Genomic DNA, 15719 nt, shown 5'->3' on the forward strand with positions numbered 1-15719 from the left:
TATGGCGTCAACATCGATTAATATCAATATGTTCCTGTGTAACAGTCTGCATTTCAACCGAACTATTTACTCACTTTCTACGGCCTCTGACTTTCACATTATCCGGGCCTGATTGCAGAATAGAGGGCAATAGTTTGTCGGCTATTACCCGCTATTAATCTTTAGATTTATCTGATAAGTCTCTGTAATTTATCTGACTTTCTGATCTTAACGATGGTGAAAAGTTTGTGTGTCATCCTGGAGCATCTATTCTTAATCTGGGCATGGTTAACTAAACATGACACAATAACGGCCTAATTCGGCTTAATTTTTCGCTAAATCAGGATATTAACTGCCCATGAAGGGTAAATATAAAGCCGTTCTGGCGCTTCTCTTACTCGTGATCCTCGTGCCGTTGACTCTGGTAATGACGCTGGGGTGGTGGGTTCCGACGCTGGCGGGCATCTGGCTGCCGGTTGGAACGCGCATTGCACTGGATGATAGTCCCCGATTCACGCGCCACGGTTTACATATTCCTGAACTTCGCTATCTGGTTGATGATTGCCAGTTGGCCAGGGTCAGTCAGGCCTGGTTGTCGCATCCCAGCCGTTGGCAACTGGATATTGGCACGCTGGAACTCGATTCTGCCTGTCTGGCAAAACTGCCGCAAACGGAACAATCTCCCGCGGCGCCGCGCACTCTCGCGGAATGGCAGTCCATGCTGCCCAATACCTGGATCACCATCGACAACGTTATTCTTTCACCCTGGCAGGTGTGGCAGGGCAAACTGAACGTTTCGCTGACCCCTTCGCTCCAGCAACTGCGTTATCAGGGCGATAAAGTGAAATTTCAGGGGCAGTTGCGCGGTCAGACGCTGACGGTAAGTGAGCTTGATGTCATGGCGTTTGAAGGCCAACCGCCGGTCAAACTGGTTGGTGAGTTCACGATGCCGCTGGTGCCGGATGGACTGCCGGTGAGCGGGCACACCGTTGCCACGCTCAGTCTGCCGCAGGAGCCATCGTTGGTCGATGCGGAACTGGAGTGGCGTGAGAATGCCGGGCAGCTCATCGTAATGGCACGGGATAATGCCGATCCGCTGCTTGACCTGCCGTGGGAACTCACGCGTCAGCAGTTAACCATCAGCGACGGACGCTGGTCGTGGCCCTATCAGGGTTTTCCCCTCAGCGGGCGTCTGGGTGTGAAGGTGGAGAACTGGCAGGAAGGCACCGAGAACGCGGTGATCAGCGGACGGTTTAATGTGCTGACCCAGGGGGAGGCGGGGAAAGGGAACGCCGTGCTTTCGTTTGGGCCGGGAAAACTGAGCATGGACGACAGCGCGATGCCGCTGCAACTGACTGGCGAAGCCAAGCAGGATGATCTGATTTTCTATGCCAGATTACCTGCCCGGTTGACCGGCAGCCTGACCGATCCGGAGCTGGCGTTTGAACCAGGCGCGCTGCTGCGCTCGCGAGGACGGGTCATCGACTCACTGGATATTGACGAAATTCGCTGGCCGCTGGCGGGCGTGAAGGTCACGCAGCGTGGCGTGGACGGACGATTGCAGGCGATTCTGCGCGCCCATGAGAATCAGATGGGGGATTTCGTTCTGCATCTGGACGGGCTGGCGAATGATTTTCTGCCCGATGCGGGGCGCTGGCAGTGGCGCTACTGGGGCGAGGGCAGTTTTACCCCGATGCACGCAAAATGGGATGTGGCAGGCAAAGGTGAGTGGCATGACAACACCATCACGCTGACCGATTTGTCTACGGGATTTGACCAGCTTCAGTACGGCACCATGAAGGTTGAAACACCCCGTTTAATCATGGATAAACCGGTCGAATGGGTGCGTGATGCGGCACATCCCCGGTTCAGTGGGGCGCTCTCGTTCGATGCCGGAGAAACCCATTTCTCCGGCGGCAGCGTTTTGCCGCCCTCAACGCTCAAGTTCAGCGTGGAGGGGCGCGATCCAACTTTTTTCCAGTTCAAAGGCGATTTGCATGCCGGGGCGATCGGCCCCGTGCGGTTAAACGGTCGTTGGGATGGCTTACGTTTACGTGGCCAGGCCTGGTGGCCAAAACAGTCACTGGAGGTGTTCCAGCCGCTGGTGCCGCCAGAGTGGAAAATGAAATTACGTGAGGGCGAACTGTATGCCCAGGTAGCGTTTTCGGCAGCGGCAGAACAAGGATTCGAGGCCGGTGGTCACGGTGTCTTGAAAGGAGGCAGCGCCTGGATGCCGGATAACCAGATCAACGGCGTCGATTTTGTATTACCGTTCCGCTTTAGTGAGGGCGCGTGGCAACTGGGGACACGCGGACCGGTGTCGCTACGCATTGCCGAAGTCGTCAACCAGGTGACTGCTACCAATATCACCGCCGATCTGGAAGGCGCTTATCCGTGGAGTGAAGCCGATCCGCTGCTACTGACTGACGTGAATGTGGATGTGTTGGGCGGTAAGGTTTCCATGCAACAACTGCGCATGCCGCAGCACGATCCGGCGCTGGTGCGGGTGCAAAATATCTCCTCAAGCGAACTTATCAGCGCAGTAAATCCGAAACAGTTTGCCATGTCCGGGCCGGTGAGCGGTGCGCTCCCTCTGTGGCTGAACGATGAGAAATGGATTATCAAAGATGGCTGGTTAACCAATCCGGGTCCGATGACGCTGCGCATCGATAAAGACACCGCCGATGCGGTGGTAAAAGACAACATGGCAGCAGGGGCGGCCATCAACTGGTTGCGGTATATGGAGATTGCCCATTCATGGACCAAAATCAATCTGGACAATCTGGGCGTATTGACGATGCAGGCGCAAATTCGTGGCAACAGCCATGTGGATGGCAAGGTCGGTACGGTGAATCTCAACTATACCCACGAAGAGAATGTCTTTACGCTGTGGCGCAGTCTGCGCTTTGGCGACAATCTCCAGGCATGGCTTGAACAAAACGCGGCGCTGCCGGAAAAAACCTGTCAACAAGGCAAGGAATGTGAGGAACCCCAATGAAAACAATGATAGCCATGCTGGCGCTTCTCCCGCTGTGGTTCGTAACGGGCTGTACGCCGCGCATTGAAGTCGCGGCGCCAAAAGAGCCCATCACCATTAATATGAACGTCAAAATTGAGCATGAGATTCATATCAAAGTGGATAAGGACGTTGAAAGCCTGCTCAAATCCCGCAGCGACTTGTTCTGAGGTGATGATGAAAAGAACCTTTATTCTGGCGGCGCTCATTCTGAGTTTGCTGAGTGGCAGTGCCTTTGCGCTGACGTTAAATGAGGCCAGAACCCAGGGCCGGGTCGGTGAAACGTTCAATGGTTATCTGGTGGCGCTGAAACAGGATGCGCAGACGCTGGCGCTGGTCAGTGAGATCAACAAAGCACGCAGCGCCAGCTACCAACAGTTGGCCGAGAGTCATAACATCCCGGTCGATGAAGTGGCGAAAATGGCCGGACAGAAACTGGTCGAGCGGGCGAAACCAGGAGAATATGTCCAGGGCATTAACGGGAAGTGGTTGCGGAAATAATCATTCCACATTGCCGTCTGCGGTTTTTCCTTTTTGTTGGGTGACGCGTAATAATTTGCAGGGTAAGTTTCTATACTCTGTTTTCTTACGCGCTATTCAGCAGAAGGGGCAGTTATGGCAAGTCACGGCAACACAGAAACGTTTACTCTCGGTTCCCGTCAGGTCAAACGCATAGGGTATGGGGCGATGCAACTGGCGGGGCCTGGGGTTTTTGGTCCACCGCGCGATCGTCATGTTGCCTTGACGGTGCTTCGGGAAGCGATCGCGCTGGGCGTCAATCATATTGATACCAGCGATTTTTACGGTCCGCACGTTACCAATCAAATCATTCGCGAAGCGTTGCATCCTTATCCGGACGATCTGGTGATTGTCACGAAAATCGGTGCCCGCCGTGGAGACGATGCCTCCTGGCTACCGGCATTCTCACCAGCGGAACTCAGGCAGGCGGTTCACGATAATCTGCGCAATCTGGGTCTGGATGTACTGGATGTCGTTAACTTACGCATTATGTTGGGCGAGGGTCACGGCCCGCATGAAGGTTCCATTGAAGAGAGTTTCAACGTGCTGGCTGAGCTTCAGCAGCAGGGGCTGGTCAGACACATCGGTCTGAGCAATGTGACTGCCAGCCAGGTGGCGCAAGCGCGCAGCATCGCAGAGGTGGTCTGCGTGCAAAATGAGTACAATATCGCCCATCGTCAGGATGATGCGCTGATCGACGCGCTGGCGGAAGACGGCATTGCTTACGTTCCCTTTTTTCCGCTGGGCGGGTTTACGCCGCTACAGTCTTCAACGCTCTCGGACGTGGCCGCAAGCCTCAATGCAACGCCAATGCAGGTTGCGCTGGCATGGTTGCTCCATCGCTCACCGAATATTTTGCTGATACCGGGTACCTCTTCGGTGACGCATCTGCATGAAAATATGGCGGCAGGGGATCTGACACTTTCAGCGGAAGTGCTGGCGACCCTGGACAGTATTGCGCAAAAGGCATAAGGCGGAGGTTGACCATGACTGAAAAACGAAATGCGCAATGTCACTGCGGGGCTGTCAAATTTACCGTTCAACTTAGCGATGGGTTCAATACCATCCGGCGTTGTAACTGTTCATTTTGTCGGATGCGCGGTGCGGTGGTTGTTTCTGCGCCGTTGATGGGGATAACGGTTCTCTCAGGGCAGGATAAACTGACGGAGTATCGTTTCAATACCGGCACAGCAAGGCACTTTTTCTGTTCAGTGTGTGGGATTTACACTTTCCACCAGCGACGTTCCAGTCCGGATCAGTATGGCGTGAACGTGGCATGCATTGAGAATGTGTCGCCGTTTGATTTTGCCTGCGTGGAAGTCACTGACGGGGTGAATCATCCGAGTGATGGTGCGAGTAATGGCGTGGTGGGATATTTGCGTTATCAGGCGAAGTGATAAAAAAACCTCCCGCCGGAGCGGGAGGGGGAGAACTTACGCTGCAACCACGCTATCGATGGCGGCTTTGGCGTCAGACTGCGCTTTAGACGCTACTTCAGGGCCGTAGGCAATCCCTTCTGCGAACACGAAGTTCACATCGGTGATGCCGATAAAGCCGAGGAAGACTTTCAGGTACGGCGCAATCAGGTCAGTTGGGGTGTCTTTGTGGATACCGCCACGGCTGGAGAGGATCACCGCACGTTTACCGGTCACCAGACCTTCCGGTCCTTTCTCGGTGTAGCGGAACGTCACGCCAGCACGTGCAATCAGATCGAAATAGTTTTTCAGTTGCGTCGGGATGTTAAAGTTGTACATCGGCGCGGCGATAACGATCACGTCGTGTGCTTTCAGTTCAGCGATCAGTTCATCAGAGAGCGCCAGTGCGTCCTGTTGACGAGGCGTCAACGGCGCGTCGCTCGGGCGCAGGGCACCCACCAGTTCGCCATCCAGTACCGGGATCGGATTAGCAGCCAGGTCACGGACGGTGATTTCGTCAGCAGAGTGCTTTTCACGCCACTGTTCAACAAAATAATCAGACAACTGACCAGACTGAGAGTACCCTGCCAGAATACTGGATTTGAGAACTAATACCTTGCTCATGGGTGTTTCCTTATAGGTGTTTGAATGGGCTGTGCCCCGTTGCTTGTTGACACTTTATTCACAATCCTGTCGCAGAGAAAGCGCAATATATCGAATCCTATGTTCGAATTTATTGAACAACACACAAAATGTGCTGATGTGGTACTCTATACCTATCATTGAGAAGAGATTTAACCAGGCAGTGCTCTGCCTTTTAACGCTATGACAGAACAACAAAAATTCACGTTTCATGCCTTACAGCAGCAGTTAGATTCCTTAATGCTGCGCGATCGGCAGCGCTTTTCGCGCCGCCTGCACGGTGTGAAGAAGGTTAAAAATCCTGATGCACAACAAGCCATTTACCAGGAGATGGCGAAAGAGATTGAACAGGCAGCAGGTAAAGTTGTGCTACGTGAAGCGGCGCGACCAGAGATTACTTACCCGGAAAACCTGCCCGTCAGTCAGAAAAAACAGGCGATCCTCGACGCCGTTCGCGACCATCAGGTGGTGATCGTGGCCGGGGAAACCGGCTCGGGGAAAACCACTCAGCTCCCGAAAATCTGTATGGAACTGGGGCGTGGGGTGAAAGGGCTGATTGGCCACACCCAGCCGCGTCGTCTGGCGGCGCGAACGGTGGCGAACCGTATCGCGGAAGAGCTGCAGACAGAGCCGGGCGGGTGCATTGGTTATAAGGTGCGCTTTAACGATCACGTCAGCGATAACACGATGGTGAAGCTGATGACCGACGGTATCCTGCTGGCGGAAATTCAGCAGGACCGTCTGCTGATGCAGTATGACACCATCATTATCGATGAAGCGCACGAACGCAGCCTGAATATCGATTTTCTGCTCGGCTATCTGAAAGAACTGCTGCCGCGCCGTCCGGATCTGAAAATTATCATCACCTCCGCGACCATCGATCCGGAGCGTTTTTCGAAGCATTTCAACAATGCGCCGATTATTGAAGTGTCTGGGCGCACCTTTCCGGTGGAAGTCCGCTATCGACCGATCGTCGAAGAGGCCGATGACACCGAACGCGACCAGTTGCAGGCCATTTTCGATGCGGTAGATGAGCTGGGGCGTGAAAGCCCCGGCGACATCCTGATCTTCATGAGCGGTGAGCGCGAGATCCGCGATACCGCCGACGCACTGAATAAACTCAACCTGCGCCATACGGAAGTGTTGCCTCTGTATGCGCGACTGTCGAATAGCGAACAGAACCGCGTCTTCCAGTCGCACAGCGGGCGGCGCATTGTGCTGGCGACTAACGTGGCGGAAACCTCGCTGACGGTACCGGGGATCAAATATGTGATCGACCCTGGTACGGCGCGTATCAGCCGCTACAGCTACCGCACCAAAGTACAGCGTTTGCCGATCGAGCCCGTATCGCAGGCCTCCGCCAACCAGCGTAAAGGGCGCTGCGGTCGTGTATCCGAAGGCATCTGCATTCGTCTTTATTCTGAAGATGATTTCCTGTCGCGTCCTGAGTTTACCGACCCGGAGATTCTGCGCACCAACCTGGCGTCAGTCATTTTGCAGATGACGGCGCTGGGGCTGGGCGATATCGCCGCGTTCCCGTTTGTCGAAGCGCCGGATAAGCGCAACATTCAGGACGGCGTGCGTTTGCTGGAAGAGTTGGGTGCGATTACCACTGATGAACAGGCGACGGCCTATAAACTGACGCCGTTGGGGCGCCAGTTGAGCCAGTTGCCGGTGGATCCGCGTCTGGCGCGCATGGTGCTGGAAGCGCAAAAACATGGCTGCGTGCGCGAGGCGATGATCATTACCTCGGCGCTGTCGATTCAGGATCCGCGCGAACGCCCGATGGACAAACAGCAGGCGTCTGATGAAAAACACCGTCGCTTCCACGATAAAGAGTCCGATTTCCTTGCGTTTGTGAATCTGTGGAATTACCTCGGCGAACAGCAAAAAGCGTTGTCGTCCAACGCGTTTCGTCGCCTGTGCCGGACCGACTATCTGAACTATCTGCGCGTGCGTGAGTGGCAGGATATCTACACCCAACTGCGTCAGGTGGTAAAAGAGCTGGGTATTCCGGTGAACAGCGAACCGGCGGAATACCGCGAGATCCATATTGCGCTACTGACCGGGTTGTTGTCGCATATTGGCATGAAAGATGCCGATAAGCAGGAATATACCGGCGCGCGTAATGCCCGTTTTTCGATTTTCCCCGGTTCCGGCTTGTTCAAGAAGCCGCCGAAGTGGGCAATGGTTGCGGAGCTGGTGGAAACCAGCCGTCTGTGGGGGCGCATTGCAGCACGCATCGATCCCGAGTGGGTGGAACCGGTCGCTCAGCATCTGATTAAACGCTCGTACAGTGAACCGCACTGGGAGCGGGCGCAGGGCGCGGTGATGGCGACGGAAAAAGTGACCGTCTACGGTCTGCCGATCGTCGCAGCGCGTAAGGTGAACTACAGCCAGATTGATCCTGCGCTGTGCCGTGAACTGTTTATCCGCCATGCGCTGGTGGAGGGCGACTGGCAGACGCGTCATGCTTTCTTCCGCGAAAACCTCAAACTGCGTGCCGAAGTGGAAGAACTGGAGCATAAATCGCGTCGCCGCGACATTCTGGTGGACGACGAGACGCTGTTCGAGTTCTACGACCAGCGCATCAGCCATGATGTCATTTCTGCCCGTCACTTTGATAACTGGTGGAAGAAGACCACCCGCGAGACGCCGGACCTGCTCAATTTTGAAAAGAGCATGTTGATCAAAGAGGGCGCGGACAACATCAGCAAGCTGGATTACCCGAACTTCTGGCATCAGGGCTCGCTGAAACTGCGGTTGAGCTATCAGTTTGAACCAGGGGCGGATGCGGACGGGGTGACGGTACATATTCCGCTGCCGTTGTTGAATCAGGTCGACGAAAATGGTTTTGAATGGCAGATCCCGGGCTTGCGTCGCGAACTGGTGATTGCGCTGATTAAATCGCTGCCGAAGCCGGTGCGGCGTAACTTTGTTCCGGCCCCGAACTATGCCGAGGCGTTTTTAGGCCGCGTGACGCCGCTGGAACTGCCGCTACTGGACGCGCTGGAGCGTGAGCTGCGTCGGATGACAGGCGTGACGGTTGACCGCGAGGACTGGCACTGGGATCAGGTGCCCGATCATCTGAAAATCACCTTCCGGGTGGTGGATGATAAAAACAAGAAGCTGGAGGAAGGGCGCTCGCTACAGGAGCTAAAAGACCGGCTGAAAGGAAAAGTGCAGGAGACGCTCTCGGCGGTGGCCGATGATGGCATTGAACAGAGTGGGTTGCACATCTGGAGTTTTGGGCAACTGCCGGAAAGCTACGAGCAAAAACGTGGCAATTACAAAGTCAAAGCGTGGCCTGCGCTGGTGGATGAGCGCGACAGCGTGGCGATCAAACTGTTTGATAATCCGCTGGAGCAACAGCAGGCGATGTGGTCTGGCTTACGCCGTTTGCTGCTGTTGAACATCCCGTCGCCGATCAAATATCTGCACGAGAAGCTGCCGAATAAAGCCAAGCTGGGTCTGTACTTCAACCCGTACGGCAAAGTGCTGGAACTGATTGACGACTGTATTTCCTGCGGCGTGGATAAGCTGATTGATGCTAACGGTGGTCCGGTCTGGACGGAAGAGAGTTTTGCCGCGCTGCATGAGAAGGTTCGCGCCGAGCTGAATGAGACGGTTGTGGAGATTGCGAAGCAGGTCGAACAGATCCTGACCGCCGTCTTTAACATTAATAAACGCCTGAAGGGGCGCGTGGACATGACGATGGCGCTGGGGCTTTCCGACATCAAAGCGCAGATGGGCGGATTGGTGTATCGCGGATTTGTCACCGGCAACGGCTTCCGTCGTCTTGGCGATACGCTGCGTTACTTGCAGGCGATTGAAAAACGTCTTGAGAAACTGGCGATTGATCCCCATCGCGATCGCGCGCAGATGCTGAAAGTCGAAAGCGTACAGCAGGCCTGGCAGCAGTGGTTCAACAAGCTGCCGCCGGCGCGACGCGAAGACGAGGAGGTGAAAGCGATCCGCTGGATGATTGAGGAGCTACGGGTTAGCTATTTTGCTCAACAGCTGGGGACGCCGTATCCCATTTCGAATAAACGTATCCTGCAGGCGATGGAACAGATTAGCGGGTAATTCAGTACCGGATGGCAATATACTGTCCGTAGGCCCGATAAGCGCAGCGCCATCGGACGCAGGTGAGACGTTCGAGTCTGTACCGTATTGTTACAGAAGCGGCCAGAGGATCTGGCCGCGAAGAGATTACAATTCGTTAGGCTGAGCGTTGATCGCCGGGCTATGTTTCACCCGACTGGCAAAGAAAATGGCAACCAGGGATATCGCCACGGTGGTAAGCAGATACCACGCCACGGGCACCCAGTCGCCGTCATATTTTGCCAGCAACCCGGTAGCGATGAGGGGAGCGGTACCGCCCGCCAGCGCTGCGCCAATCTGGTAACCGAGGGTGATGCCGGTGTAGCGAACGTTAGCGCTGAAAATTTCCGAGCACAATGTCCCCAGTACCGCCGTCACTGGCGCCCACAGCACGCCGAACATCACAATTGTCGCCAGCATAATGCCCCAGGTAGTACCGGTATTGAGCAACAGGAACCATGGCACGATAAACAGGCCAAGCAGGGTGACGCTAATGGCATACATCCGTTTGCGGCCAATTTTGTCCGACAGCAGCCCCATCAGCGGGATCATCACCGTAGCAATCAGTGCACCCACGGTGACGGCTTCCAGCACCTGGGACTTCTGATAACTCAGTGTGCTGGTGGCATAGCTGACCACAAACGTTGAGAAAATGTAGAACGGCGCGGTTTCCACCACCTTCAAACCTGCGGCAATCAGCACTTCACGCCAGTGACGAGTCAGCGTATCCCGCAGCGGCGCTTTGGCAACCTGACCCGTCGCTTTGACCTTCTTAAAGTCTGGCGTTTCATCGATATCCCGACGGATCCACAGTCCTAACAGCACCAGCACGGAGCTCAGCAGAAAGGGAATACGCCAGCCCCAGGAGAGGAAATCTTCCTCGCTAAACAGGGTCATCAGCGAGACGATAAACGTCGCCATCAGCATGCCAATGGTCACGCCCGCCTGGGGAATACTGCCGAAGAAGCCTTTGCGTTTTTCCGGCGCGTATTCATAGGCCAGCAGGAGTGCGCCACCCCATTCGCCACCAATGCCCATCCCCTGAATGATGCGCATCAGGATAAGCAGAATGGGGGCCCAGATACCGATCATCTCATAGGTGGGCAGTAGACCGATCATCACCGTCGCGCCGCCCATCAGGGAAAGCGTCAGCACCAGCGTTTTCTTACGCCCGATGCGATCGCCGATGTGGGCGAAAATTACCCCGCCAATCGGGCGAATAAAAAAGGTCAACGAGAAGGAGAGGTACGAGAGGATTAGACCGATTACCGGGTCGACCATCGGGAAGAAAATCTTGTTAAACACCAGCGCAGCCGCGGTGCCATACAGAAAGTAATCGAACCACTCAATCGCACTGCCGGTCAGACTGGCGACAAGTACCTTCTTATTTTTCTTCAGAATAACCGTACTGCTTTCATGGGTCGTCATTAACTGTAAACCTCCGCCAGAGAACAAAAAAGGTGTCACCTGGCAGTGCGGCAGGTGCAACCTGTTACGTTAAAAGGTTGTGAAATTGTTAATCAAACTAGGTGTGTTAGTAACATTTAACAAGAGGAGGTACGCCGTAATGGGCTAAAAAGAGAGCATTTTGCCAGGATGAATTTCTGTAATTGCAGAATAAATGACGTTAATTATTCATATTCTGATAATTAAACAGGATAATGTGCAGGTGCAACCGCCCGATTTTTAGACGTTTTGTGTTATTTCACTGAGATGACAAAAAAAGCGTCGAAATATCAATCATCAGCCTTTCAGAGAGATCTACTGTTTATTCAGCGTGGGTGCGGTACTCTGCTGAAATAAGAGGAGGAGCTTAATGATGCAACCGTTCCCGAGACTTTCCGCCACCACCCTTGAGGCGATCAATACGGTGGGGCAGTGGCTGGCGCAGGATGATTTCTGCGGCGGGCCTGCTTACCCGGCAGACTGTGTGGTACTGGCGGGCAATGCCGTCATCCCGACAATTGACGCGGCCTGCCAGATAGCCCAACAGCAAGAGGTTCCGCTGCTGATCGCTGGTGGGATTGGTCACTCCACGACCTTCCTGTATGCCGCCGTTGCCCAACATCCCCGTTACAACACGATCCAGACGACCGGACGCGCCGAAGCCGCCATCCTGGCGGATATTGCCCGGCAGTTCTGGCACATTCCCGCAGACAAAATCTGGCTGGAAGATCAGTCAACTAACTGCGGAGAGAACGCCCGTTTTAGCGCGCAAATGATCGCGCAGGCCGCAACACCGATTAACACGGCCATTGTGGTACAGGATCCTACGATGCAGCGGCGTACCGTAGCGACCTTTCGCCGGGTAACCCGTGACGATCCGGACGCACCGCGCTGGCTGAGCCATCCGGGATTTACGCCTGTTTTGTGTCAGCAGGAGGACGATATTGTATTTGCTAATGACCCTGGCGGCCTGTGGAGCATCGATCGCTATTTAGCGCTGGTGGTGGGCGAAATCCCGCGCTTGCGCAATGATGACACCGGCTATGGACCTCGGGGGCGTGACTTCATTGTGCATGTGGATTTTCCGCCGGAGGTCGAGGCCGCGTGGCAGATCCTGCAACAGGATGCGGCGCTGAATGAGGCGATGAACCACCGTTCGTTACGCTAACACCTGCCCGTTTGGGAGTGTTTTCTCTCAAACGGGCAAAACAAAAATGCCTGCGTTTTCGTTCTCCCCAGCCTGACCCCTCTCTTTTATGAAGCAGTTCACAGAATCACGACACCAGCCGGGATCGCTGAGGCATGATTGATGTTTATTAACAATAGTTTCACTTGTTAAAAACAATTCAATCACAGGAGTAGCGCATGTCAGTACCCGTACAACATCCTATGTATATCGATGGACAGTTTGTGACCTGGCACGAGGATGCCTGGATTGACGTCATCAACCCGGCGACGGAAGAGGTGATTTCGCGTATTCCTGATGGTCGTGCAGAAGACGCGCGCAAAGCCATTGCAGCGGCGGACCGTGCGCAGGCTGAGTGGGAAGCGCTGCCAGCGATCGTTCGTGCTGGCTGGCTGCGCAAAATTGCCGCCGGGATCCGTGAACGTGCTGGCGAAATCAGTGCCTTAATTGTGGCTGAAGGAGGAAAAGTTCAGCAACTGGCCGAGGTGGAAGTCTCTTTTACTGCCGACTATCTCGACTATATGGCGGAGTGGGCTCGTCGTTATGAAGGCGAAATACTGCAAAGCGATCGTCCTGGCGAGAATATCTTGCTGTTTAAGCGCGCGCTGGGGGTTACCACCGGGATCCTGCCGTGGAATTTCCCGTTCTTCCTGATCGCCCGTAAGCTGGCTCCGGCCCTGTTGACCGGGAACACCATCGTGATTAAACCCAGCGAATTCACGCCCAATAACGCGATTGCGTTTGCCAAAATTGTTGATGAGATTGGTCTGCCGCGTGGTGTGTTTAACCTGGTGCTGGGGCGTGGTGAAACCGTCGGCCAGGAACTGGCCGGTAACCCGAAAGTGGCGATGGTCAGCATGACCGGCAGCGTGGCAGCAGGTGAAAAGATTATGGCGACTGCGGCGAAAAATATCACCAAAGTGTGCCTGGAGTTGGGTGGCAAGGCGCCAGCGATTGTGATGGATGATGCCGATCTTGAACTGGCGGTCAAAGCGATTGTGGATTCTCGGGTCATCAATACCGGACAGGTTTGTAACTGCGCGGAGCGTGTCTACGTACAAAAAGGAATTTATGACCTGTTCGTGAACCGCCTGGGCGAAGCCCTGAAAGCGGTACAGTTCGGGAATCCAGGCGAGCGTAACGATATCGCCATGGGGCCGCTGATCAATGCCGCGGCCCTGCAACGTGTGGAGCAGAAAGTGGCGAGGGCGGTACAGGAGGGGGCACGGGTGGCGCTCGGCGGCAAAGCCGTTGAGGGCAAAGGTTACTTCTATCCGCCAACATTGCTGTTGGATGTTCGTCAGGAGATGACCATCATGCACGAAGAGACCTTTGGCCCTGTGCTGCCTGTGGTGGTCTTCAACACGCTGGAGGAGGCTATCGCGATGGCTAATGACAGTGATTACGGCCTGACATCGTCTATTTATACGCAGAATCTCAACGTCGCGATGAAAGCCATTAACGGGCTGAAATTTGGTGAGACTTATATTAATCGCGAGAACTTTGAAGCGATGCAGGGCTTCCACGCGGGCTGGCGTAAGTCGGGGATTGGCGGCGCAGATGGCAAGCACGGGCTGAACGAGTATCTGCAAACCCAGGTGGTTTATTTGCAGTCCTGATCGGCAAAGCAGGGCGGAGGTTTCACTCCGCCTTTATGCTTAAAGTTTGACGAACTTATCAAGGGTACGGATCAGTTGCGTCACGAATCCGTATTCGTTGTCGTACCAGGCCACGGTTTTTACCAGTTGCAGATCGCCCACCTCGGTAATTTCGGTCTGGGTGGCATCAAACACAGAACCAAAGTGCGAACCGATAACGTCTGAGGAGACAATTTCTTCATCGGTATAGCCAAAAGATTCATTGTGGTGCGTGGCTTTCTTCAGCGCGTTGTTAACCTCTTCCGCCGTCACTTTCTTAGCCAGAATCGACACCAGTTCAGTGACAGAACCGGTTTTCACCGGCACGCGCTGAGCATGACCTTTCAGCTTGCCGCTGAGATCCGGAATAACGAGACCAATTGCTTTTGCCGCGCCCGTGGTATGCGGAATGATGTTTTCAGCGGCCGCACGCGATGCGCGCAGATCTTTGCCACGCGGACCGTCCACCAGCGACTGCGTGCCGGTGTAGGCGTGAATGGTGGTCATGGTGCCCACTTTAATACCAAAATTGTCGTGCAGCGCTTTCGCCATCGGCGCCAGGCAGTTGGTGGTGCAGGAAGCCACCGAAACAATCACATCACTGGCATTCAGCGTGTCATCGTTAACGTTGTAGACAATGGTCTTCATATCGCCAGCCGGCGCAGAGATCAGCACTTTTTTCGCGCCAGCATCGATATGCGCCTGAGACTTTTCAGTTGAGGTATAAAAGCCGGTGCATTCAATAATGACTTCCGCTCCTTTCGCTTTCCACGGGATATTCTTGGCGTCTTTTTCTGCATAAACCGCGATCGTTTTCCCGTCAACAATCAGCGCGTCTTCGGTAAAGTCCACGCTCCAGGGGAACGGACCATAGTTAGAGTCATGCTTTAGCAGATAGGCAAGGATTTTAGGGGAGGTGAGGTCGTTGATCGCGACCACATCAACAGCGCTTTTGACTTCGAGTAACCGACGCAATACCAGGCGACCAATACGACCAAAACCGTTAATGCCAATTTTACTCATGATTAACTCCTGTGAGGATGTAGCGGACATTCTTTTTTCCCTACCAGGCATAGTCCAGGATGCCGGGGTGAGCAATCGCACATCTTGCCGTTAACCCTAACTGTCTGAAATGCGGCGTAGAAAAGTTAATGAATTTTTAAGGAAAGATCGCTATGTTGTCGCTTTATTGTTTTTTACTCAGGAAGTGTTATGGGCAATAAGTACTCAAGCCTGCAGATTGGCATCCACTGGCTGGTCTTTTTACTGGTGATTGTCGCTTACTGTGCGATGGAGTTTCGGGGCTTTTTTCCTCGCAGCGATCGTCCCCTCATTAATATGATTCACGTTTCTAGCGGGATAGCGATTCTGGTGCTGATGGTGGCGCGTCTGCTGATCAGGCTGAAATATCCGGCTCCTCCCATCGTGCCCAAACCGAAGCCGATAATGACCGGACTGGCGCATCTTGGACACCTGGTGATTTATCTGCTGTTCATCGCGCTGCCATTGATCGGCATGGTGATGATGTACAACCGCGGTAATCCGTGGATGGCCTTTGGTCTGGTGATGCCGCACGCGGCAGAAGGGAATTTTGACCTGGTGGATACGCTGAAATCCTGGCACATCACGCTGGCCAATCTCGGCTATTTTGTGATTGCGTTGCATGCCGCTGCCGCGCTACTGCACCACTATTTCTGGAAGGACAACACGCTGCTGCGCATGATGCCGCGTAAAAGCTAGCGTGATTATACAGGCGCGGGGAGCGCTTCCCGCGC

Annotated in this window: 12 protein-coding genes; 9 read left to right on the forward strand and 3 right to left on the reverse strand. The window is 54.4% G+C overall.

Going from position 1 to position 15719, the window contains the following annotated elements:
• Window positions 1–337 precede the first annotated feature (337 nt).
• The 5 genes from JTI98_RS15070 to JTI98_RS15090 all read left to right on the forward strand — a co-directional run bounded on the left by JTI98_RS15070 (window position 338) and on the right by JTI98_RS15090 (window position 4911).
• Window positions 338–2977 carry a YdbH family protein gene (locus tag JTI98_RS15070; protein WP_216081453.1) on the forward strand — a complete coding sequence of 880 codons (2640 nt, stop codon included), beginning with the start codon at window positions 338–340 and terminating at the stop codon, window positions 2975–2977.
• A complete protein-coding gene (locus JTI98_RS15075) occupies window positions 2974–3165 on the forward strand; it encodes a YnbE family lipoprotein (protein WP_044257839.1) in 192 nt (63 codons plus the stop codon). Before JTI98_RS15070 ends, JTI98_RS15075 begins: the two co-directional genes overlap by 4 nt.
• Window positions 3166–3172: 7 nt before the next feature.
• Window positions 3173–3496, forward strand: coding sequence for a YdbL family protein (locus tag JTI98_RS15080; RefSeq protein ID WP_043000610.1), 324 nt, complete (start codon window positions 3173–3175; stop codon window positions 3494–3496).
• Window positions 3497–3610: 114 nt separating this feature from the next.
• The gene (locus JTI98_RS15085) at window positions 3611–4486 is read left to right on the forward strand and encodes an aldo/keto reductase family oxidoreductase (protein ID WP_216081454.1); all 876 of its coding nucleotides are present in this window, start codon (window positions 3611–3613) and stop codon (window positions 4484–4486) included.
• 14 nt (window positions 4487–4500) lie between these two features.
• A complete protein-coding gene (locus JTI98_RS15090) occupies window positions 4501–4911 on the forward strand; it encodes a GFA family protein (RefSeq protein ID WP_043000612.1) in 411 nt (136 codons plus the stop codon).
• 36 nt (window positions 4912–4947) lie between these two features.
• On the opposite strand, the gene azoR is transcribed toward JTI98_RS15090, so the two are convergent.
• The gene (azoR, locus tag JTI98_RS15095; protein ID WP_043000613.1) at window positions 4948–5553 is read right to left on the reverse strand and encodes an FMN-dependent NADH-azoreductase; all 606 of its coding nucleotides are present in this window, start codon (window positions 5551–5553) and stop codon (window positions 4948–4950) included.
• A 201-nt stretch (window positions 5554–5754) separates the two neighbouring features.
• Here azoR and hrpA point away from each other — a divergent pair, with 201 nt between their 5' ends.
• Window positions 5755–9657, forward strand: coding sequence for an ATP-dependent RNA helicase HrpA (gene hrpA / locus JTI98_RS15100; RefSeq protein ID WP_216081455.1), 3903 nt, complete (start codon window positions 5755–5757; stop codon window positions 9655–9657).
• 126 nt (window positions 9658–9783) lie between these two features.
• Here hrpA and JTI98_RS15105 read toward each other — a convergent pair whose 3' ends face one another.
• A complete protein-coding gene (locus JTI98_RS15105) occupies window positions 9784–11103 on the reverse strand; it encodes an MFS transporter (RefSeq protein WP_058588111.1) in 1320 nt (439 codons plus the stop codon).
• Between the two features lie 391 nt (window positions 11104–11494).
• Between JTI98_RS15105 and JTI98_RS15110 the strand changes: the two genes are divergently transcribed.
• Both JTI98_RS15110 and aldA read left to right on the forward strand, forming a co-directional pair.
• Complete coding sequence (locus tag JTI98_RS15110) at window positions 11495–12289, forward strand: YdcF family protein (RefSeq protein ID WP_044257960.1); 795 nt, start codon at window positions 11495–11497, stop codon at window positions 12287–12289.
• A gap of 197 nt (window positions 12290–12486) precedes the next feature.
• Entirely contained in the window at window positions 12487–13926 is a 1440-nt protein-coding gene (gene aldA, locus JTI98_RS15115) for an aldehyde dehydrogenase (protein WP_216081456.1), read from the forward strand.
• Window positions 13927–13965: 39 nt separating this feature from the next.
• On the opposite strand, the gene gap is transcribed toward aldA, so the two are convergent.
• Window positions 13966–14967: a type I glyceraldehyde-3-phosphate dehydrogenase gene (gene gap / locus JTI98_RS15120; protein ID WP_216081457.1), complete on the reverse strand. Its 1002-nt coding sequence runs from the start codon at window positions 14965–14967 to the stop codon at window positions 13966–13968.
• Between the two features lie 189 nt (window positions 14968–15156).
• On the opposite strand from gap, the gene cybB reads away from it, so the two are divergent.
• Window positions 15157–15684, forward strand: coding sequence for a cytochrome b561 (gene cybB / locus JTI98_RS15125; protein ID WP_058588108.1), 528 nt, complete (start codon window positions 15157–15159; stop codon window positions 15682–15684).
• Window positions 15685–15719 lie beyond the last annotated feature (35 nt).

The sequence above is a fragment of the Citrobacter sp. MGH 55 genome (assembly GCF_016906145.1).
Classification (GTDB): Bacteria; Pseudomonadota; Gammaproteobacteria; order Enterobacterales; family Enterobacteriaceae; genus Citrobacter_A; species Citrobacter_A amalonaticus.

Coding starts and splice junctions, on each gene's coding strand:
- JTI98_RS15085 (WP_216081454.1), top strand. CDS start 3,611: ATGGCAAGTCACGGCAACACAGAAACGTTTACTCTCGGTTCCCGTCAG.
- JTI98_RS15080 (WP_043000610.1), top strand. CDS start 3,173: ATGAAAAGAACCTTTATTCTGGCGGCGCTCATTCTGAGTTTGCTGAGT.
- cybB (WP_058588108.1), top strand. CDS start 15,157: ATGGGCAATAAGTACTCAAGCCTGCAGATTGGCATCCACTGGCTGGTC.
- JTI98_RS15070 (WP_216081453.1), top strand. CDS start 338: ATGAAGGGTAAATATAAAGCCGTTCTGGCGCTTCTCTTACTCGTGATC.
- JTI98_RS15075 (WP_044257839.1), top strand. CDS start 2,974: ATGAAAACAATGATAGCCATGCTGGCGCTTCTCCCGCTGTGGTTCGTA.
- azoR (WP_043000613.1), bottom strand. CDS start 5,553: ATGAGCAAGGTATTAGTTCTCAAATCCAGTATTCTGGCAGGGTACTCT.
- hrpA (WP_216081455.1), top strand. CDS start 5,755: ATGACAGAACAACAAAAATTCACGTTTCATGCCTTACAGCAGCAGTTA.
- gap (WP_216081457.1), bottom strand. CDS start 14,967: ATGAGTAAAATTGGCATTAACGGTTTTGGTCGTATTGGTCGCCTGGTA.
- JTI98_RS15105 (WP_058588111.1), bottom strand. CDS start 11,103: ATGACGACCCATGAAAGCAGTACGGTTATTCTGAAGAAAAATAAGAAG.
- JTI98_RS15110 (WP_044257960.1), top strand. CDS start 11,495: ATGCAACCGTTCCCGAGACTTTCCGCCACCACCCTTGAGGCGATCAAT.
- aldA (WP_216081456.1), top strand. CDS start 12,487: ATGTCAGTACCCGTACAACATCCTATGTATATCGATGGACAGTTTGTG.
- JTI98_RS15090 (WP_043000612.1), top strand. CDS start 4,501: ATGACTGAAAAACGAAATGCGCAATGTCACTGCGGGGCTGTCAAATTT.